Raw genomic sequence first — 19,157 nt, 5'->3', positions numbered from 1 at the left:
ACATAGATAGGCGGGGGCTGTCGGCCCTTGCCTAACTATTCCAGGCCCGCGCATAGTTATCATCTGGCTTCACTTTACGAAGGGATTTCGCCGTGCGCTGGCTCAGGATCGCCATAGCTTTTACCATCACGTTGCTGGGCTCTGTGCTCGGCATGATGCCTGTGCAGGCTGCATCAGGTACCAGCTGGTCTGTATTGCCAGACCCTCAGGCTACCCTGCAACTGAGTGATGTGCGCTCACCCCGGCTATCCAGCCAGTTCAGCCCTGTCGAACTCGACCGAATTGCCGCTGCAGAACCCGGCGAAGCCCTGTGGCTGCGGGTACACCTGCAACCCGACAAGCATGAACAGATCCTGCGGGTATTCGCCCCCGATCTGGCAAACCTCGACATGTATGTCTTCGATGATCAAAAACTGATCAGCCAGACCAACACCGGCACGGCATTGCCCATCAACAGCAAGCCTGTGCCCAGCAGCGACTACCTGCTGCCCCTGCCCCAAAGCTCACAACCTCTGGATGTCTACCTGCGCATGGTCTCGGACCATCAGTTGCGCCCCCACATTACCCTCGACACTGCCGTCATGCTGGCTGCCAACCAGACCAAGCCCTTGCTCTATGGCTTGCTGCTGGGCTGCATGGCGATGCTGTTGCTGCACAACCTTATTCGCTTCGCCTACAGCCGTTCGCCCAGCAGCCTGTGGCTGGCCATCTGTGAAATCCTGCTGATGGCCAGTTCGGCGCTGTTCCTGAACCTGCTGGACCCCTGGCTCCCTGACTGGCACGCCATTCAGACCCCCGGCGCATACCTGACGCTGCTGCTGACAGCCCCTTGCGGGCTGATGTTTACCTACAGCTTTTTCTCGACCCGTGGTGCTCACCGGCTGCACAAGCTGCTGCTGCTGGACATCCTGATCATCGGCCTCGGCGGCCTGTTGCTCCTGTTTATCGATAATCTGCCGCTGAACGTGATGACCTACGCCCTGGTCGGACTGGCAAGCGTCAGCATCCTGGCCGTCTCGGTCTACCACTGGCAAAAGGGCTATCGGCCCGCGCGCATGTTTGTCATGGCGATGGTGATTTTCAACATCGGTACCCTGGTGATTCTCCCCGCGTTGCTGGGCTTGACCCTTATCGCGCCGCAGGAGCTGGTCCTGTCCCTGATGGTGATCATCTGCATCAGCGGGTTGTTGATGAGCATCGCCCTGAGCGAGCGCAACCGCAGCATTACCCAGGCCCAATTCAGTATTAGCCGCGAGCTGGCCGCCAGTACTGCCGAAGTGAATGCCAAGGCCGAGTTTCTGGCCAAGATCAGCCATGAAATCCGCACCCCCATGAACGGGGTACTGGGCATGACCGAGCTACTGCTGGGCACGCCGCTGTCGGTCAAGCAACGGGACTACGTCCAGACCATCCACAGTGCGGGTAACGAACTGCTGACACTGATTAACGAAATTCTCGATATTTCCAAGCTCGAATCGGGGCAAATCGAGCTTGATGACGTGCAATTCGATCTCAATGCCCTGATCGAAGACTGCCTGAGTATTTTTCGCACCAAGGCCGAACAGCAGAACGTCGAACTCATCAGTTTTATCCAGCCACAAGTGCCACGGGTCATCAGCGGTGACCCTACGCGATTGCGCCAAACACTGCTGAGCCTGCTCGAAAGCTCCCTGAAAAAGACTGACGAGGGCGAGATCCTCATCGTTGTCGCACTGGAGGAACGCAGTGGCCCGCCGCGACTGCGCATTGCCATTCAGGACTCTGGCCAACCGATGGATGAACAGGAGCGTGACGCCCTGTTGCATGCCGAATTACACAGCAAGAACTTCCTCGCCGCGACCCGTCTGGGGGGCCATCTGGGCCTGGTGATCGCTCGCCAGCTGATCATGTTGATGGACGGTGAATTCGGCATAAAGCCCGGACAAACCACCGGCAGCAACCTGTGGCTGACACTGCCCCTGGACCCGCAACACCTTGAGCACCCGACTTCCGACCTGGACAGCCCGCTCAAGGGCGCACGGGTGCTGGTGGTCGACGACAATGACACCTGCCGCAAAGTGCTGGTGCAGCAATGTTGCGCCTGGGGTTTGAATGTCAGTGCTGCGGCATCGGGCAAGGAAGCCCTGGCCTTGCTGCGCACCAAGGCCCACTTGCGTGATTACTTCGACATCGTGCTGCTGGACCAGAACATGCCCGGCATGACCGGCATGCAACTGGCCGCCAAAATCAAGGAAGACCCGAGCCTGAACCACGACATCCTGCTGGTCATGCTCACGGGGATCAGCAACGCGCCGAGCAAGATCATTGCGCGCAACTGCGGGATCAAACGCATCCTCGCCAAACCGGTGGCCGGCTACACCCTCAAAACCACCCTGGCCGATGAGCTGACCCAACGCAACAAGGGCCATGCCACCGCGCACACCACCGCCAACGGCCCCGCCGCCGTGCCGGTTTCAGTGCCCAGCGACTTTCGCATCCTGGTGGCCGAAGACAACAACATCTCCACCAAGGTCATTCGCGGCATGCTGGGCAAGCTCAACCTGAACCCGGACACCGCCTGCAACGGTGAAGAAGCACTCAAAGCCATGAAAGCCCGGCAATACGATCTGGTGCTGATGGACTGTGAAATGCCCGTGCTGGACGGTTTCTCAGCCACGGAGCAATTGCGCGCCTGGGAAGTCAGCCATCAGCGCATACGCACCCCGGTGGTCGCATTGACCGCGCACATCCTCACCGAACACAAGGAACGCGCCCGCCAGGCCGGCATGGACGGCCACATGTCCAAACCCGTAGAACTGTCGCAACTGCGAGAACTGGTGGAGTTTTGGGTTGAACAACGTGAGTTGCGTCAATCCACGGCACAACTGTCCTAACAGACAGCCGATCCCCTGATAGACTTTCGGGCGCCCCCCCTTCGATATGAGCCAAGACCATGCTTCATATGCTGTTCAGTGTGTATTTGAAGATGCTGGTGCTCTACAGCCCGTTTTTCGTGCTGTCGTGCTTTATCAGCCTGACCCGGGGTTACTCGAACAAGGAACGCCGTCGCCTGGCCTGGAAGGTGGCGCTGGCAACGCTGATCTCCAGCGTACTGCTGTACCTGTTTGGACGCGCGATCTTCAATGTGTTTGGCATTACCGTCGACGCCTTCCGCATCGGTGCCGGCAGCGTGCTGTTTATTTCGGCACTGGGCATGGCCCAGGGTAAATCGGCGGTCCAGACCGACAACGTGCAGCAAGACGTGACCATAGTTCCGCTGACCATTCCGCTGACCGTTGGCCCCGGCACCATTGGTGCGTTGCTGGTCATGGGGGTCAGTCAGCCCCATTGGGACGACAAGCTGATGGCGATCACCAGTATTGCGCTGGCGAGCCTGACGGTTGGCGTGGTGCTTTACCTCTCCAACCGAATCGAACGGATCCTGGGCGAACAGGGGCTGCAGATCGTCAGTCGCCTGATGGGCCTGTTTGTCTGCGCCCTGGCGGCCCAGATCATCTTCACCGGGATCCGGGGCTACATGGTTCCCTGACAATGACGCGCCTGTCGCCAATCAGGCGCGTGCTGCTTCAGTGCGTTACCAGCGTATCCAGCGACGTGTCGACATAGCCCTTGGCCAGCTCCACCAAGTGCATGACCGACAACACCAAATCGCGCGCAGGCCTGCTCAGGCCATTCCCCGCCTCATTCGCGCAGGCACCCGCACAGCGCAACAAGTCTGACGCCTGGGCCAAAGCCGCTTCTGAATTGACACTGTTCGGGATGGCCAGCATGGCCGTGCCCATGGGGCGATGAGGCTTATGGTTTTGCAGGTAGTAATTGAGCGCACGTTCGACGGCGATACGATCCAGCAACGGGTCGTTACTGTCAGCAGCATCGAGGGGGACAACAGGGGGATCGGGGGTGATTTTTTTCATGGCTTAACTCCAAACACGTTAAGGGAGCTGCCACTTTTCGCTACTAAACAAATGGGTGGCAGCCGTGCACAGGTTAGTAGACCGGCGTGTTTGGGAACCGGCGTGCCCGAGGGCACCCTGCGCACGGCCACCATAAAACGCAGGCCGTAAAAAAGCGCCTCGAAAAGGTGGCGCCTTGCGCCAAACACTAAAGCCGGGCTACTAAACCCGATCGCTGATTTTGCAGCGATTGGCCGAGACTATTCCCCGAAATGGACAGGCGCAAGCGAGCGGAATCTTCTCGGATGTTTCACGAGAATGAAAGCGAAACGTCGTACGAAATGACTGATTTCCAAGGCCTGAACAAAACGTGTAGTCGCTGCCGAAGGCTGCGATAAGGGCCGAAGGACCTTCAAGCAGGGTCGCGACGCAACCCCTCGCAGCCTCGCTCCGCTCCTCAGCGACTACAGGCTTTTGTCATGGTTTCTCGCCATACCAGCGCGGTGTGTACACCCACTGCGTGCCATCGACCCGCGGGAATGTGCAGGTGGTCGACGACCCCACCAGCACCATCGTGCGCATATCCACCTGATCCGGCGTCAACTCACCCAGCGTAGTCACCCGCAGGGTCTGCCCCGGACGACCGATATCGCGCCCCAGCACCACCGGTGTTTGCGCCGTGCGATGACGCCTGACGATATCCAGCGCCACGCCCAGCTGCCACGGGCGCGAACGGGAAATCGGGTTGTAGAACGCCAGCGCCAGATCCGCCTCAGCGGCCAGGTCCAGGCGCTTTTCAATGATGCTCCACGGTTTGAGGTTGTCCGACAGCGACATCACGCAGAAGTCATGCCCCAACGGCGCTCCCGCCTGCGCCGCCGTTGCCAGCGAGGCCGACACCCCCGGCAACATCTCCAGGTCAACGCTGTGCCACTGCGGGTCCGTGGACTCGTGCAAGGCCTCAAGCACGGCCGCCGCCATGGCAAACACCCCCGGATCACCCGAAGACACCACCACCACCGAACGGCCCTGGGCCGCCAGCTCAAACGCATGGCGAGCGCGCTGCATTTCTTCGCGGTTGTCGGTGCAATGCATCACCTGATCGTCGCGAAACGGACCGGCCATGCGCACATACGTCTCATAGCCCAACACATCATTGGCCCGCGCCAGCTCGGCCTTGACCGCAGGCACCATCAACTCGGCAGCACCAGGGCCCAGGCCGATCACGGCCAGACGGCCACGGGCCCGACCCAGCTGCAACGGATCCAATGGCGCGGGGGCAACGCCCAGGGACATGTCATTGCCCACCTCGCGCCAGACAGCAGGCACTGCCGGCTCACCCGCGCTGACAAAGCGCAGGGGCACCGCCAGTTCGAGGGCTGTTTCACGCAAAGACGCGCTGGCCATCAAGGTATCGTCGGCGACGATGCACGCCAGTGATTGCCACGCCAGCTTCGCGTCATGCAAGGCCTGGCGAATGGCCTGTGGCGACACTTCAGCAGCCACTTTCACCAGCACATTACGGGGATAGATCAGCAGTTCGTCGGCGGCCGGTTCACGTTCGGCACTGCCAATATGAATGGCCAGCCGTGCCTGCTGACTTTCAGGCAGTTGCGCGCTGGCCAGCCATGGCGCCTCCCCTTCGATCCGTACCGACTCACCCGCCAGCAGGTCCGAGACAAAGCGCTTGCCCAGCTCAAGATCACCCAGCGCATAACCCGCTGGCGGATTGAGCAGGCAGGTGCCAAAACGCAGTTCACCACTGGTGGTAATTGCCGGGGCAATACCCAGGCCGGCAGCGATGGTGCGGGCCATATCATTCACGCCACCCAGCCCGCCCAGCAGCGGCACCACCGCGCTGGCGTCTTCGGCCACGGCCAGTACCGGCGGCTCGGCGCCCTTCTCAAGCAACAACGGCGCCAGCGTGCGGATCACAATCCCCGCCGCGCACAGCGCAATAATCGGTGTGCCCTGTTGATACAGCTCACGCAGGGTGGCGCCAAAGTCGCTGTAACCGCGATCAACGTCCTCAACCCGCCCTGCAAGACCGTAAATCAGCGCCTCGGGATAGCACTGTTGAATACGCTGCGCGGTATTCAGGCTGCCATTGCCCAGAATGACAATGGCTGGCGCTGGACGACTCATCCCTGCCACCGTTCGCCGGGCACGATGATCAGCGAGAAGTACGGCGAAGACATCGGTTCCACTTCGTTGAGCGGGACGATTTTCTGATTGCTCATGGTGGCGCGCTCGACATACAGCGCACGCTCGGCCAGCCCCAGTTCACCCAGCACTTCACGCACCTTATGAAAGTTGCGGCCCAGTTTCATGATCACCGCCGCATCGGCAACCGCCAGGCGCGACTTGAGTTCGTCATGGGGCAGCACGCCCGAGAGCACCGACAGGCTCTGATTACGATACACCAGCGGCACGCCCAGCACCGAAGCGCCACCCAGCATCGAGCACACGCCCGGCACTACCTGCGTTTCAAAACGCTGGGCCAGACGGTCGTGCAGGTACATGTAGGAACCATAGAAGAACGGGTCGCCTTCGCAGATCACCGCCACATCGCGACCGGCGTCCAGATGCACGGCCACTTCGACGGCAGCCTGATCGTAGAAATCGCTGATCACTTGCTCGTACGACAATGGCTCGGGCAACACCTCAGTGGTCACTGGATACACCAGCGGCATCTGGGTTTGCTCCGCTTGCAGGTGGGCTTCGATGATGCCGAAGGCATTGCCCTTTTTGCCCTTGGCGACGAAGTACGCCACCACCGGCGACTCACGCAGCAGGCGCAAGGCTTTAACGGTAATCAGCTCCGGGTCGCCGGGGCCAACGCCCAGACCGATCAAACGTCCTGGCTGCGTCATTATTCGATCTCCGTTGCCAGTGCATTGACCGCGGCGGCGGCCATCGCGCTGCCGCCACGGCGGCCCTGCATGATCACAAACGGTACACCGCGACTGTCTGCCGCCAGCATGGCCTTGGACTCAGCCGCGCCAACAAACCCCACCGGGAAGCCCAGGATCAGCGCCGGTTTGGGCGCGCCTGCGTCGATCATTTCCAGCAGGTAAAACAGCGCGGTGGGCGCGTTGCCGATCACCACCACACTGCCTTCCAGATACGGGCGCCACAGCTCAAGGGCCACGGCCGAACGGGTGTTGCCCTTCTCCAGCGCCAGTTCGGGCACGCCTTCTTCACGCAGGGTACAAATCACCGGGTTGTTGGCCGGCAAGCGGGTACGGGTGACGCCTTCGGAGACCATGCGCGCATCGCACAAAATTGCAGCGCCAGCGGCCAGGGCATCGCGCCCGGCCTTGCCTGCACCCGGAGAAAAGCGCAGGTCTTCAATGGCGTCGACCATGCCGCAGGCATGAATCACCCGCACCGCGAGTTTTTCCAGATCCGCCGGGATGCTGTCCAGGTTGGCCTCGGCACGAATAATGGCGAACGAGTTGCGATAGATCTCTTGACCATCGCGGATGTAATCAATCATCGGTGTTGCTCCGTTGGCGGGCCTCAAGCCAGGCGCCTGCCGCTTCAATAGTAAGGTTGCGCTCACGCAGAACACCGAATCCCGGCTGCTCTGGGGCACGTAAATAAAGGTCGTAATGACCGGGCGCCACGGCCAGCAAGGTGACCGGCGCGACATGGGCTGCCGCGCAAGAACGCAGGCAGCCGGTCAAATGGATCGTCTTGGGCGCAGTCAACAGCCCGGCCAACTGGCGGGCATCCTGCTTGGTGTCGGCCAGGCCTTTGGCGCAGGCGCTGGAGCCGGTGCAGGCGATCAGGTGCGCCAGTGGCAGGGTCGCATCACAGCTCAACCCCAGCCCGTGTAACTGGCGCGTGACTGTCGGCGCGTCGCCCGCCCGCAGGTTGGGCAGCAGCACACTTTGCCACGGGGTAAACCGCAGCGTGCCATCACCATACTCCCGGGCCAGATGCGCCAACCCCTCAAGCATGGTCGCACTCAGCCGTCCCAGCGGCGGAGCGGCGCCGATATAGACCCGGTCCGTGTCGCGTTGTGGGTACGTTCCGATGTGCAAGGACGCCGCGCCGGGCTCCCGTCGCCAGTTCGAAAGCGCAATGAGCGGTACCGGCAGGCGCTGTGCCAACTGCGCAATAAACGTCTCGACCGGCAGCTCCTTGAGCAGGTGGCGCATGCGAATGTGCTCGGGGCGGGCCAGGTCGAGGAACAGCGTAAGTACCGCCAGCACCACTGCATGCCCGTGCTCGACGGGCACGCCAGCCAGGGCAGGATCGTGTGCCGGGCAGCCTGCCAGACCAAAGGCCAGTAGCGTCTGGCCATTTAGGTCAACGGCTGACAACCAAAGGTCGTGATGATGTTCAAGCATCGCCAGCGCTTCACCGCCGTCCAGTTGTACGGCGAACTTGGCGGACAACTCGGCAAAACGCGCCGTGTTTTGCAGGCTGTCGAGGACCTGATGGGCCAGAGGCCAGGTATCGATCAACAGATCCCGGTCGATCCCTGCCGTGGGGCTGAGCATCAGGTTGCGCACATCATCACTGGCAGCCGTGGCGGGCCCCAGCCCTGCGTCCAGCAAGGGACCGATCAGCGCAGCATGCTGCGGGCCAACCCCTCGAATTTGCAGGTTGCCCCGGTTAGTCGCCTCGATCACACCACTGGCATAGCGCTGGCTAACATCGGCCACCGCGAGCGCCTGTGCGGCCGTTATAGAGCCGCCGTCCAGCTTGACCCGACAGATACCGCCATCCATCGCCTGGACAATGCGCAGTAACCCCGGGCACGCCGAAGGGCGCACAGGCGTCGTGACAGAAGGTTCAGGTGGCAAAATCAAAGGGTTATCCAGAGCAGGCAATTCGCTATTGCAGGTGGCGCATTATGCCTGCTTTGGACGAGTGCATGAAAAGCCTGCCGGACGGAATGCCTACATTGCCATCAATGCCTCTGGTGACATCGGATGCTCACGCCCAAGCCCGGTGATCAGCAAGACCAGGGTATCGGCATTGGCCAGCATCAGATCAACACGCTTCAAGGGGTCATGGGTGAACACCGAACGGGCTTGGGCCAAGGTGCTTGCTCCGGCGATTTTTTTAACCAATTGCTTGGCCGGACCGCTGGGGATATCCCTCCAGCTTTGGGTATTTGAATCGAATTGCTGAAACAAATTCTCCGCGCCCACGTAGGGTGAGTGGCAGTTCTGGATGGTTTCAGTGAAGTTTTTAAGTTGGCTGCCGTAAGGCGTCTTCTCATCCAGCAGATCGGTGTAAGGAAAACCCGGGTTCAAGTAAATGATGTCTTCGGTGTCCACTATTTGATGGCTGACCTCGTGCAACATAAAGCAGGCACGGTAATGGGTGTTGACCTCGAACGGTGGAACGGTCGACTTCAAGTAGGGGTGGCTCGACGCATAGGGCTGATCAAACACGGTGGTGAAGAACTTGTCGGTCAGAAACACCCGCTTGAGCGGATCGGCGCGGTTGATAAAGGAGACGGTGTTATCCGTAAACCGGGATGTGCACACCACGTACTTGTCTGACGTCAGGGGGGACAGGTCGGGGTGTAAAAACCGTGTGTTCATGGGTTCTATCACCGCCTGCAGACGGTCGAGCACGTCCTGTTCCACCCGCTCCACGTCAAAAAAGTCTTCCAGGTATTCGCGGTTGTCGGCATTTTGCGCACCGGGATCGTTCAGTGTGTGCAGTGCGCTTTGGCAGCGTTGCAGGTAGGTGTTTGCCTGCCCGTGGGCCTCTCGTATTTGCAGGGCCTTGTCGGGAAAACGCCGTTGAATGCTGTCCATGCCAATGGCGTTCATTTCATAGGCCAGGGCATGGGAGCCCATGATGGTTCTGGAGAGCACCGGGCCTCCACCCAACAGTGGTTCTTCGAGGTCCAGTACCCACTGCTGCCCGGCGCCAAGCTTCACCAACGGCCCCTCACGCTGCTCGCCGATATAAATACGCCAGCGTTCTCGCCAGGCCTGCAAACGAAAGACCCGACCGGCCAGCTGCACATAATCGAAGCCCGTGCGCGGGTCGCGGTAAAGCTGGGTGAGCGGGTCTTTGCGCAACTCGACCAGGGCCACCTCATTGGCCTGGAATGGCATGAGCCCGGCCTCTTGCTCCGGGGTAAGGGGAACGGTCCCAGGCGCTGTCGGAGGCTCCTGAGCCGCGATTTCGATGGTCTGGGTGGCCTGGCGTCGATGGGTGGCCATCAACATCAGCGCCACGGCAAATTCGTCCACCGACTCACCCCATGCCCCTTTGCGCGCGGCCTCAACCCCCTGGCTGAGCGCCCCCAAACCTTGCCAGACCACCAGGGGAATACTGAGTCTGCCCGGCAAGAACATCAGCGCCGTCTCCACCAGTAACGACAACAAGTACTTGAGCGACTCCCAGTCCTGCTCCTGGGTGGTTTTTGCCTGCTGGGCCGCCATGTCCAGCAGCAAGTGGTAATTGTCCTTGTACATCTCATTGAACAGGTTGCCCGCGATGGGACGATTGGCCAGGGTCACTGGCCCGGCGGCGGGCCAAAAACTCCCGACAGAGCCGCTCTCGAACCGTGGCAAGTGGGGCTCAATGAAGCCGCCCTCGGCATAGGTTTTACGCTCAAGGGGCGCGATTCGTTGCACGACCAGGGCCTGTAAATCAGCGTCGGTACGCAACTGCTCCAGTACCTGCGCTTCGCTGGCGAAAGTCATGAGTGAGAAGCGCGCACTGTAGTTGACCCACAGAATGTGAGGACCAGCCTGCGGCGCTTGTGGCCCGATCAGGTACACGCCACTGACCCGGTCCGGCTCGCGCCCCGTGTCGGCAACAAGCTCCAGAGGCCGAATGATGATTGCCACCCCATTCAAGGGTTCGCGGGCAGTACCATCGGGCCTGCCCATGACGTGACGCAGGTAGCGATAAGCCGTTTCACACCGGGGATCTGTCAGTTGTTCTCTCAAGGCCTGCTCCATCACCTGCAACCACAGATGCTCGGCAAACTGCTGCTGGCGCAAGGCAACACCTGCATTGCCCGGGGCCAGCCGGGTTTTGAGCAGCGCTTGAAAGTGCGCGCCAATATTCAGTTGCCGGGTGAGCTGGCGCACATACTCGGCGCCCAATGCTCCCGGCAATTGACCGTCACCCTTGGTGCGCACGAAGACAGCGCCCGCGTTGAGCCGGTAAAAACCGTTTAACGCAAACTGGGTCAGGGTTTGGGTTGAGACAGACGTCGACGCGGCCAGAAATGACGGCGTGCTCCCGACCGGCACCGGGGCGCCGATATAGGTGTGCAGGGTGACTTCAATGGCGTCCGGATCCAGGGCCTGGCCGGGAAAGTCCGCCAACAGGCGAGCCTTGAGCTGCGAGCGCGAGTACGCGGTGATGTCGGGAATGTCGTGCAAGTAATCTTGACTGGCCTGACCTGCCCGTTCAAAGCGCTGAAGCAGGTTGGCGTATTCGAGCTGGTCGGCGGGCGAAGCGTTCCTGAGCCAACCGGGCAGGCTCGCCCTGAACACGTGAAGACGGGCCAGTTCTGCCACCCGATCCTGCACCACCCCGGCGCTGACCTGACGCCATACACTTTGCAGGCTGTTTTCAAAACCTTGCGCCGACAGTGGCGTTGAACGCGCCAGATTGCAGGCGAACTGCACGTCCACCAGCAACTTGTTCAACGCCGCTCTCTGACAGTGCCGGGTAAAGTCCTGCTCAATGGGTTCAAAGTAAAACCATTGGTTGTGCCCGGGTACTTTCCAGGGCCGCGTGTCGTTCAGAAAGGTGACGATCCGGGGTTGTTCGCCCATGCTCACGTTGGCCAGCAAATCCCAGCGCAGCGCCTTGTCCATCAATCGCGCTTCGAGCCGTTGAGTGCATTGGTCCAGTGAGTCGAACCGTTCAAACCCCAGCGCCGGGGTCCAGAGAATGGCACGACCGGCATTCGCCGACTCAAGCCCGCCACGCTCGGTAAACAACAGGCAACTGACCAGGTTGATCACGCCCAAAACATCGCTCAACGACAAAAACACCGCGAACACCTCGGGCACAAATTGCTCGACAGCCGGGCGCCGGGCGCTAACCGGATAATCCAGCACAGTGCGCAGCAGCCCGCTATCGGACGGCTCAAGATGACCCGCCAGCCGCAACTCGGCACGCAGCATGACCAGGCGCAACGTGGCCAGGCGTAGCAGCAGCGAATCGGGGTTCAGGGCACTGTAGGGCTCAACGAGAAAATCGTGCAGTTGCTGTTTGAACCGCGCAACGAAATCCTGCGCGGCATGATCCAGAACCGTCAGCAATTTGGTGCCGCCAAAGGTCTTCAGTGGTTTTATTTCGTCACTGACTTTGGAGGTGATGCCCAGCCGAAGATGCGCGGGGTTGCCGGGTAATGGCTGGTTGCCCGTGACCCGATCCAGCAGCGCATCAACCAGCGCAACCGAACGCACTGGCTCACCTGTTTGCTCGGGTTCCTGGTCAAACGCCTGCACCACCAGACTGTCGATATCCAGCAAACCGTGGCGCACACGGCTCAGGGACTCCAGCAGTCGGGCCTTGGCAAACGAGCGCGGGCCTGGCCAATGACGCAGCAGAATATCGAGCTGGGCCTGGATCACCGGCAGTTTCAGACCCAGCAGATCCAGTTGCCCACCGTTGCCACGATGGGTCAGCGTCAAGCCATTGCCCTGTGACACAAAGCGGCTGCTCCAGCGCCCTTTACTGCTCAGCGCCAACAGGCCGTGATCCACCTGTTCACGCACGTCGAGCCCATGATCAATGCTCGCCAGCACCGAACGCCCGGCCCGCCATTGCTGCAGCAAGAAGTTGAAATTCCTCAACTGCGTGGCACGGATCGACTGCACGCACTGATCGAACACATCGTGGTCGATATTCTCGACACTGAGCCTGGGCTGCGACATCCCGGCCAGGAACCCATGTTGATCAAGGGCGGCATGCCGGGCCACGGTGTCAAAGGTCGCGGGCGTCCTTAGCGCTGACAGCAACCAGGTCTTGAGCCGGGCCCGCGTGTCCTGTTTTTTCAGCCCCAACGCACCGCCAAACAAAAATACCGCCGTGCTCAGCCCCGGCGTGAACACACAAAACAGCCCCGTCAGCGCCACCTCACCGAGGTTGGCATCAAACACCGACAGGCGTGCGGCTTGTGCCCATTCATTACGCTTGCCTACCGCCTTCAGCCGTTCGAATTGTTCAGTCGTCAGATCACCGTCACAGAGCGCCTGTAACCCTTGTTGAAAGAACAGATCGCCAAGGCGCGCAACGCAGTAGTCATGAAGGCTGGGGCTAGCTCCCTGCACCTCGTGCCAATAGGCGTGGAGGGCCTGCTGAAAACGGCTCGACAGGTGCTCCGAGGCGTGTGTCATGGCCTGCGTGATGCGCCTTTGGACCTCACTGGCGCTGGAAACTGGCGCGGAGTCATTGGCAGGCAGGCCCAAAAACTCTCGTCTGTACCCGGCAGGCAGCTGGCCCTTCTGGTAAAAATCCAGCGCCACTGCACTCAAGCTCAGGGTGGTGACATCGCCCTCCTGCACAGGCATTGCATCGATCCGGGTGCTGCGCACTTGAATGCTGTGGGCATCCAGCTCCTGGACCTTGAATTCAAGCGCCAACGCCATGCCCAGTTGAGTATCCAGGACCGAACGCAACGACGGCATGCTCACCAGGCTGGCCAGTGTCTCTTCCTGGCAACGGGTTAAAAAATCGCTCACGGCCTGGCTGACGCCCTGCATCACGGGCGATGCCAGGCGTCGACATTCGAGGGTCAGCGCGCCGGTTTGCCGCAACTGTGCGCGCACGTGCACCGGGGTGAAGCGCAATACCGCGTCCTGGTGTGAGGGCTCGTCCAGCTGTTGCTCAAGTGCCTGACACAACTGCGCTTCGCTGGCGAACCGTTCAAGCTTGCCTGCCAGGGTGAACACGAACACTTCACTGCCCGGCGCCAGGTCTTGCCTGAGCACAAGAGCACCTGCCCAGAGCACTGGGCGGCTCTGGTGGCGGGACAGGAACAGCTGGTCGACATGCAAGGGGACCGGCGCGGCCAGGCGTGCGGCTTCGTCCAGCAACACCCCGCTCAACCAGTGTTTTTCTGCACCGCTGATGTCTCCCGAGGACTCAGCCTCTGACAGGCATTTGATAAACAGATCTTGCAGGGCGTGCGCCGCATAAAACGGTCGAGTAGTCGCGTTCATGGCTGATCTCGATAGGGTGACGGGCAACCCTGCGGGCACCCAGGCAATGAGCTGGAACGCTATCGCGCACTCGACAAGAACAGGCACTACATAGCTATGCAGGTGTCACATCGTGAGCCCGGCTTGTGGTTTGAAATAACCCAGCCAGGTGATGAGCAAGGCCACGGAATCGGCATTCATCAAGATCACGTCCGAGCGCAACACCGGATCACTGACAAACTTTCTGCGCAGCTCTTCAATCGTCCGGCAGCGATAACAGGTATTCAAGGGATGCCCCAGGGTCAGGCTCTCGCGCACCTCGATCGGCACAAAGCGCAGGATGTCTTCACGCAATGCCGGGGCCGCCAGACGCTGCTCCAGTGCCGCGCGCAAGGCCGGGGCGTTGGCAAATTTTTCCAGCCCCGCCACGGGTGAAAACATGAACACACTCAATGCCTTGTTATTGGCCTGGAGCACGATAAAAAAACCGGCCAGATCCGCTGCCGGGCCCCCTTGTGCGGCAATCATCAGCCGGTGGACTTCCCTGGGTTGCAGCTCCATGACCTCCTGCAAACAGGCCCGCTCCCCGGGCGTCAACTGCTCGCTGGCCTCAACCCGCGCCAGATCGCTCAAAAAACGCTCTTGCAACACTGCGGCCCAATCGTCGGTGGGCGTGGCATCGTCCATGGTCTGCTCCTGATCCTTGCCGTGAAGTAGGCGCAAAACTTGGCGCACAAACCGCTGACACTGGCGCTACCTATGCACCACCCGCCAAGTGGGGCGTATGCACAAGGCACCTGCGGGCCAAGGCGCGCTATCATGCGGCCTGATTCCACGGGCCATGCAGACCCGCTGGCGGATGGAACATTTGGCGTTGAACAAGAGGATTGGCATGTCGCCCTGGCTAACAATTGTGGGAATCGGTGAAGACGGCTTTAGCGGGCTGGGCAAAAATGCGCGTCGCACCTTGCTCGGCGCAGCCACGGTGTTCGGCGCCCAGCGTCAACTCAACCTGCTGCCCGCCTGTATTCGCGCCGAACGCCAAGCGTGGCCAAGTCCCTTTTCCCTGGCGCCGGTGCTGGCATTGCGCGGCCAGCCGGTCTGCGTTCTGGCCAGCGGCGACCCGATGCTGTTTGGGGTCGGCGCCAGCCTGGCGCGAGTGATTGCCAGCGATGAGATGCAAGTGCTGTCGTCACCGTCATCCTTCTCGCTGGCGGCCGCTCGCCTGGGTTGGCCACTGCAGGACGTGGTCACGCTGTCTGTGGTGGCCCGCCCGGTGGCCGCCCTCAACGCGCACCTGCACAGCGGCGTACGCCTGCTGGTCTTGAGCAATGACGGTAAAAGCCCGGCCGCCATCGCCGCCCTGCTGCGCGAACGCGGCTTTGGCCCCAGCCGCCTGCATGTGCTGGAACACGTGGGCGGCCCTGCGGAACGACGGGTAGAAGCCAGTGCCAATGACTGGAGCGACCCGCCCATCGCCGCCCTTAACTTGATTGCCATCGACTGCCTGGCCGACGACAGCGCCCAGCCGCTGTCACGCACCGGCGGGCTCCCCGACAGCGCCTTTGCCCATGACGGCCAGCTGACCAAGCGCGATGTGCGCGCCATCACCCTTGCCCGCCTTGCCCCCTTGCCCGGCCAATTGCTCTGGGACGTGGGCGCGGGCAGCGGCTCGATTGGCATCGAGTGGATGCGCACCTGGCCCAGCTGCCGCACCCTGGCGATTGAAGCGGATACCGGACGCCAGCAATTGATTGAACACAACCGCGATGCCCTGGGCGTACCCGGCTTGCAACTGATTCGTGGCAAGGCCCCGCAAGCCCTTGAAGGGCTGGAGCGCCCGGACGCGATTTTTATCGGCGGCGGCGTGACCCGCGAAGGTGTGCTCGACACGTGCTGGCAGCAGCTCAAGCCCGGCGGGCGACTGGTGGCCAATGCCGTCACCCTGCAAAGTGAAATGCTCTTGATGAGCTGGCGTGAGCGCCACGGCGGTGAGCTGACGCGGGTCCACATCGCCCAGGCACAACCCTTGGGCGAGTTCGACACCTGGCGCCAGGCGTTGCCCATTACTCTTCTAGACGTGACCAAACCCCTCGATGCGTGACGAAACCGGCGAACAACCCGCTCCGCTGCGCAGTGGCCTGACCACCGGCAGCTGCGCCACCGCCACCAGCCTGGCCGCTGCCCGCTTGCTGCTGGGCGGCGCCAGCCACGACGCGGTGGAAATCACCTTGCCCAAGGGTAAAAAAGTGCAGATGCGCCTGGAGTTCTGCCGCCTGAGCGAAGACGGCGCCGAAGCGGGTACCATCAAGGATGCGGGCGACGACCCGGACGTCACCCACGGCGCACTGCTGTACTCGCGGGTGCGCCTGCGCCCGGAACCGGGTATCGGTTTTGTCGCCGGACGCGGTGTCGGCACCGTGACCCGTCCGGGGCTGGTGCTGAACGTGGGCGAGCCGGCGATCAATCCGGTGCCGCGCAAGATGATCTCCGACCATTTGCAGCAACTGGCCAGCGAGCTGAATTACAACGGCGGCTTTGAAGTGACCGTCAACGTGCAGGACGGCGAAGCCCTGGCCCTGAAAACCATGAATCCGCGCCTGGGCATTCTCGGCGGGTTGTCGATCCTGGGCACCAGCGGCATTGTCCGCCCGTTTTCCTGCGCAGCCTATATCGCCTCGATCCATCAAGGCATCGACGTGGCCAAAACCAACGGCTATCTGCATATCGCCGCCTGCACCGGCAATGCCAGCGAAGACACCATGCGCCGGGTGTACAACCTGCCGGAAATCGCCCTGATCGAAATGGGCGACTTTGTCGGCGCGGTACTCAAGCACCTGCGCAAAGTCCCTGTGGATAAGTTGAGCATTTGCGGCGGCTTCGGAAAAATCAGCAAGCTGGCTGCCGGGCATATGGACTTGCACAGCCGTCACTCCAGCATCGACCTGCCACAACTGGCCCGGTGGGCCGCCGACATAGGTGCAGACCAGGCGCTGCAAGAGGCGATTCGTCAGGCCAACACCAGCCAGCAAGCCCTGGCGATGGCCAGCGCGGCAGGTATCGCGCTGGGCGATGCGGTGTGCCAGCACGCACTGGATTTTTCCCGCAGTGTGGTGCCTGCCCAGGTGCAGATTGAAGTGTTTGCCATCGACCGTCAGGGCGGGATCGTTGGCCACGCAGGAGCCTTTGCATGAAACGGATACTGTTGCTCGGTGGCGTCACCGAAGCGCTGGCCATCGCCCGCACCCTGGGCCCGCAACATGTCTACAGCCTGGCCGGTGCAGGCCGGGTGCCGACGGACCTGACCTGCGAGGTACGGGTGGGCGGTTATGGCGGCGCTGAAGGTCTGGCCCGATACATTCGCGACGAGGGTATCGATTTACTGCTGGACGCCACTCACCCCTACGCCGCGCAAATCAGCCAGAACGCGGCCCTCGCCGCGGCCGCCAGCACTATCCCGTGCTGGGCCTTGCGCCGCCCCGCGTGGGTTGCGCAACCGGATGATGACTGGCGCGAAGTGGCGCACTGGAGCGAACTGGTCCAAGCCCTCAAGCCTTTCAAGCGCCCACTGTTTACCTTGGGGCGCGAGCCGCTGGAGCATGTGCATGAGATCCCCGAACAGCAGTTCTGGACCTTGCGCGCCCTCGACGTCTATCCGGGCAATGAGCGTTGCGAAGTGATCGGCGCACGGGGCCCGTTCCTGATCGACGAAGAGCGCGCCTTGTTCGAGCAGCGCCGGATCGATGTGTTGATCAGCAAGAACAGCGGCAGCAGCGCCACCGAGCCCAAGCTGGAAGTGGCCCGTGAACGCGGGGTGCCCGTGTTGATCCTCAAGCGGCCGGAGTTGCCACAGGTGGATCGGGATTTTTTGACGACCAAGGACGTGCTGGAGGCGTTGGCGCGGGGAAGTTATTTGTGAATGTGTAATCGCTGGCGATGATGTATCCTTAAAGATACGATCGGCATCATGATCAATTTCGAACAAACACCTGCGTTTGCCAAATGGCTGGGCGCACTGAAAGACAAGACCGGCCAGGCCCGCATTCTTGCTCGTCTCAGAGCGGCAGGGATGGGGCATTTTGCAGACTGCGAACCTGTCGGTGAGCATGTTTACGAGATGAGGATTCATTGCGGCCCCGGGTATCGGGTCTACTACACCCGAAAAGGCGAAGTGATCTATCTGCTGCTACTTGGCGGCGATAAAACCACCCAGTCACGAGACATCAAACGCGCAAAACAAATGGCACACGCACTGGGTAATGAGGACTGAACCATGACCGAGCAACTTACCCGCTTCGATACCGTCGACTACCTGAAAACCCCTGAAGAGATGGCGGCATATCTGGACGCCTGTTTCGAGGAAGACCCGGGCGATGGCAGCTTGATTCGCGCTGCACTCAACGATATCGCCCGTGCTCAGGGCATGACCCAAATTGCCCGCGAGACCGGATTGGGCCGCGAAAGCCTGTACAAGGCGCTCGGCAGCAAGGGCAATCCTGAGTTCACGACTATTATCAAAGTGATGAAGGCCTTGGGTCTCAAACTGCACGCCACAGCTGCATAAAAACCAGTGTGCTTTGGCTGATCAGCGACACTTCGCCACACCTGCTCTTTTTACTTACGCCGATCATTCAGGCTAAATAGCCGCCTGATCGCTTCACTCATGGAATTGCTCATGTCCCGACAACGGTTTGCATTTGCCTGGATCGCCTGCTTTGCAGTGCTGTTCAACATGCTCGCCATGTCGACGGCCGGCGCGATGGGTGACGTCAAAAACGCTGCAACCGAGCAATTCATGTGGAGCAGCTTTTGCACCTCCACCGGCACCAAGATGGTCGCCGTTTCCCTGGGCAAGCTTGACGCCGGCGACAGCCAGAAAGACGAACACTCCACCATGCAGCATTGCTGGTGCTGTTCAGGCGCAGCCCCGCTGGTGGCGTTGCCCGCGCATGTTCCCTCGCTGTATTTTGCAGCCATCGAGCACGGCCACAGCCTGGTCCCCGATCACCTCAAACGCCCCACCCCGCGCCAGCAATGGCCGAGCCTCAACCCCCGCGCCTCACCCCTGGTCTGATCTTCATCCTCGCAACCCCTTTGCGTTTTGAATCGTTCC

General features: G+C 61.1%; 15 protein-coding genes. 8 read left to right on the top strand and 7 right to left on the bottom strand.

Annotated features, from left to right (window positions below):
• Positions 1-92 precede the first annotated feature (92 nt).
• Positions 93-2,873, top strand: coding sequence for a hybrid sensor histidine kinase/response regulator (locus AC19YQ_RS06665; protein ID WP_500594832.1), 2,781 nt, complete (start codon positions 93-95; stop codon positions 2,871-2,873).
• A gap of 59 nt (positions 2,874-2,932) precedes the next feature.
• Positions 2,933-3,529 carry a MarC family protein gene (locus AC19YQ_RS06660; protein WP_133078765.1) on the top strand — a complete coding sequence of 199 codons (597 nt, stop codon included), beginning with the start codon at positions 2,933-2,935 and terminating at the stop codon, positions 3,527-3,529.
• A 37-nt stretch (positions 3,530-3,566) separates the two neighbouring features.
• On the opposite strand, the gene AC19YQ_RS06655 is transcribed toward AC19YQ_RS06660, so the two are convergent.
• The 7 genes from AC19YQ_RS06655 to AC19YQ_RS06625 form a co-directional block, all read right to left on the bottom strand.
• A complete protein-coding gene (locus AC19YQ_RS06655; RefSeq protein WP_500594831.1) occupies positions 3,567-3,914 on the bottom strand; it encodes a DUF6124 family protein in 348 nt (115 codons plus the stop codon).
• Between the two features lie 456 nt (positions 3,915-4,370).
• A complete protein-coding gene (gene cobJ / locus AC19YQ_RS06650; protein ID WP_500594830.1) occupies positions 4,371-6,038 on the bottom strand; it encodes a precorrin-3B C(17)-methyltransferase in 1,668 nt (555 codons plus the stop codon).
• A complete protein-coding gene (locus tag AC19YQ_RS06645; protein WP_500594829.1) occupies positions 6,035-6,766 on the bottom strand; it encodes a precorrin-2 C(20)-methyltransferase in 732 nt (243 codons plus the stop codon). The genes cobJ and AC19YQ_RS06645 overlap by 4 nt, the downstream gene beginning before the upstream one ends.
• Positions 6,766-7,392: a precorrin-8X methylmutase gene (locus tag AC19YQ_RS06640; RefSeq protein ID WP_046810051.1), complete on the bottom strand. Its 627-nt coding sequence runs from the start codon at positions 7,390-7,392 to the stop codon at positions 6,766-6,768. The genes AC19YQ_RS06645 and AC19YQ_RS06640 overlap by 1 nt, the downstream gene beginning before the upstream one ends.
• Positions 7,385-8,716: a precorrin-3B synthase gene (cobG, locus tag AC19YQ_RS06635; RefSeq protein ID WP_500594828.1), complete on the bottom strand. Its 1,332-nt coding sequence runs from the start codon at positions 8,714-8,716 to the stop codon at positions 7,385-7,387. Before cobG ends, AC19YQ_RS06640 begins: the two co-directional genes overlap by 8 nt.
• Before the next feature lie 90 nt (positions 8,717-8,806).
• Positions 8,807-14,065 carry a dermonecrotic toxin domain-containing protein gene (locus AC19YQ_RS06630; RefSeq protein ID WP_500594827.1) on the bottom strand — a complete coding sequence of 1,753 codons (5,259 nt, stop codon included), beginning with the start codon at positions 14,063-14,065 and terminating at the stop codon, positions 8,807-8,809.
• A 105-nt stretch (positions 14,066-14,170) separates the two neighbouring features.
• The gene (locus AC19YQ_RS06625; RefSeq protein ID WP_500594826.1) at positions 14,171-14,731 is read right to left on the bottom strand and encodes a hypothetical protein; all 561 of its coding nucleotides are present in this window, start codon (positions 14,729-14,731) and stop codon (positions 14,171-14,173) included.
• A gap of 205 nt (positions 14,732-14,936) precedes the next feature.
• On the opposite strand from AC19YQ_RS06625, the gene cbiE reads away from it, so the two are divergent.
• From cbiE to AC19YQ_RS06595, 6 genes are all read left to right on the top strand, one after another.
• Positions 14,937-16,148, top strand: a complete 1,212-nt coding sequence (gene cbiE / locus AC19YQ_RS06620) for a precorrin-6y C5,15-methyltransferase (decarboxylating) subunit CbiE (protein ID WP_133078760.1) — start codon at positions 14,937-14,939, stop codon at positions 16,146-16,148.
• On the top strand, positions 16,141-17,238 hold the full coding sequence (locus AC19YQ_RS06615) for a cobalt-precorrin-5B (C(1))-methyltransferase (protein WP_500594825.1): 1,098 nt from the start codon (positions 16,141-16,143) through the stop codon (positions 17,236-17,238). The genes cbiE and AC19YQ_RS06615 overlap by 8 nt, the downstream gene beginning before the upstream one ends.
• The gene (locus AC19YQ_RS06610) at positions 17,235-17,963 is read left to right on the top strand and encodes a cobalt-precorrin-6A reductase (RefSeq protein WP_500594824.1); all 729 of its coding nucleotides are present in this window, start codon (positions 17,235-17,237) and stop codon (positions 17,961-17,963) included. Before AC19YQ_RS06615 ends, AC19YQ_RS06610 begins: the two co-directional genes overlap by 4 nt.
• Before the next feature lie 48 nt (positions 17,964-18,011).
• Positions 18,012-18,314 (top strand): type II toxin-antitoxin system RelE/ParE family toxin, encoded by a 303-nt coding sequence (locus AC19YQ_RS06605; RefSeq protein ID WP_500594823.1) that lies wholly within the window; start codon positions 18,012-18,014, stop codon positions 18,312-18,314.
• Between the two features lie 3 nt (positions 18,315-18,317).
• Positions 18,318-18,608, top strand: a complete 291-nt coding sequence (locus AC19YQ_RS06600; RefSeq protein WP_500594822.1) for an addiction module antidote protein — start codon at positions 18,318-18,320, stop codon at positions 18,606-18,608.
• Positions 18,609-18,719: 111 nt separating this feature from the next.
• A complete protein-coding gene (locus tag AC19YQ_RS06595; protein WP_339474750.1) occupies positions 18,720-19,118 on the top strand; it encodes a DUF2946 domain-containing protein in 399 nt (132 codons plus the stop codon).
• Positions 19,119-19,157: the final 39 nt, after the last annotated feature.

Source organism: Pseudomonas sp. MF06569, assembly GCF_059862735.1.
Note: the sequence above shows the minus strand (reverse complement) of the source record. Positions and strands in the feature narration are given on the sequence as shown.

What these genes read in the sequence shown, in the direction of transcription:
- AC19YQ_RS06630 (WP_500594827.1), bottom strand. Translation starts at nt 14,065, where the DNA reads ATGAACGCGACTACTCGACCGTTTTATGCGGCGCACGCCCTGCAAGAT.
- cobJ (WP_500594830.1), bottom strand. Translation starts at nt 6,038, where the DNA reads ATGAGTCGTCCAGCGCCAGCCATTGTCATTCTGGGCAATGGCAGCCTG.
- AC19YQ_RS06605 (WP_500594823.1), top strand. Translation starts at nt 18,012, where the DNA reads ATGATCAATTTCGAACAAACACCTGCGTTTGCCAAATGGCTGGGCGCA.
- AC19YQ_RS06640 (WP_046810051.1), bottom strand. Translation starts at nt 7,392, where the DNA reads ATGATTGATTACATCCGCGATGGTCAAGAGATCTATCGCAACTCGTTC.
- AC19YQ_RS06655 (WP_500594831.1), bottom strand. Translation starts at nt 3,914, where the DNA reads ATGAAAAAAATCACCCCCGATCCCCCTGTTGTCCCCCTCGATGCTGCT.
- cbiE (WP_133078760.1), top strand. Translation starts at nt 14,937, where the DNA reads ATGTCGCCCTGGCTAACAATTGTGGGAATCGGTGAAGACGGCTTTAGC.
- AC19YQ_RS06610 (WP_500594824.1), top strand. Translation starts at nt 17,235, where the DNA reads ATGAAACGGATACTGTTGCTCGGTGGCGTCACCGAAGCGCTGGCCATC.
- AC19YQ_RS06595 (WP_339474750.1), top strand. Translation starts at nt 18,720, where the DNA reads ATGTCCCGACAACGGTTTGCATTTGCCTGGATCGCCTGCTTTGCAGTG.
- AC19YQ_RS06615 (WP_500594825.1), top strand. Translation starts at nt 16,141, where the DNA reads ATGCGTGACGAAACCGGCGAACAACCCGCTCCGCTGCGCAGTGGCCTG.
- AC19YQ_RS06645 (WP_500594829.1), bottom strand. Translation starts at nt 6,766, where the DNA reads ATGACGCAGCCAGGACGTTTGATCGGTCTGGGCGTTGGCCCCGGCGAC.
- AC19YQ_RS06660 (WP_133078765.1), top strand. Translation starts at nt 2,933, where the DNA reads ATGCTTCATATGCTGTTCAGTGTGTATTTGAAGATGCTGGTGCTCTAC.
- AC19YQ_RS06625 (WP_500594826.1), bottom strand. Translation starts at nt 14,731, where the DNA reads ATGGACGATGCCACGCCCACCGACGATTGGGCCGCAGTGTTGCAAGAG.
- AC19YQ_RS06600 (WP_500594822.1), top strand. Translation starts at nt 18,318, where the DNA reads ATGACCGAGCAACTTACCCGCTTCGATACCGTCGACTACCTGAAAACC.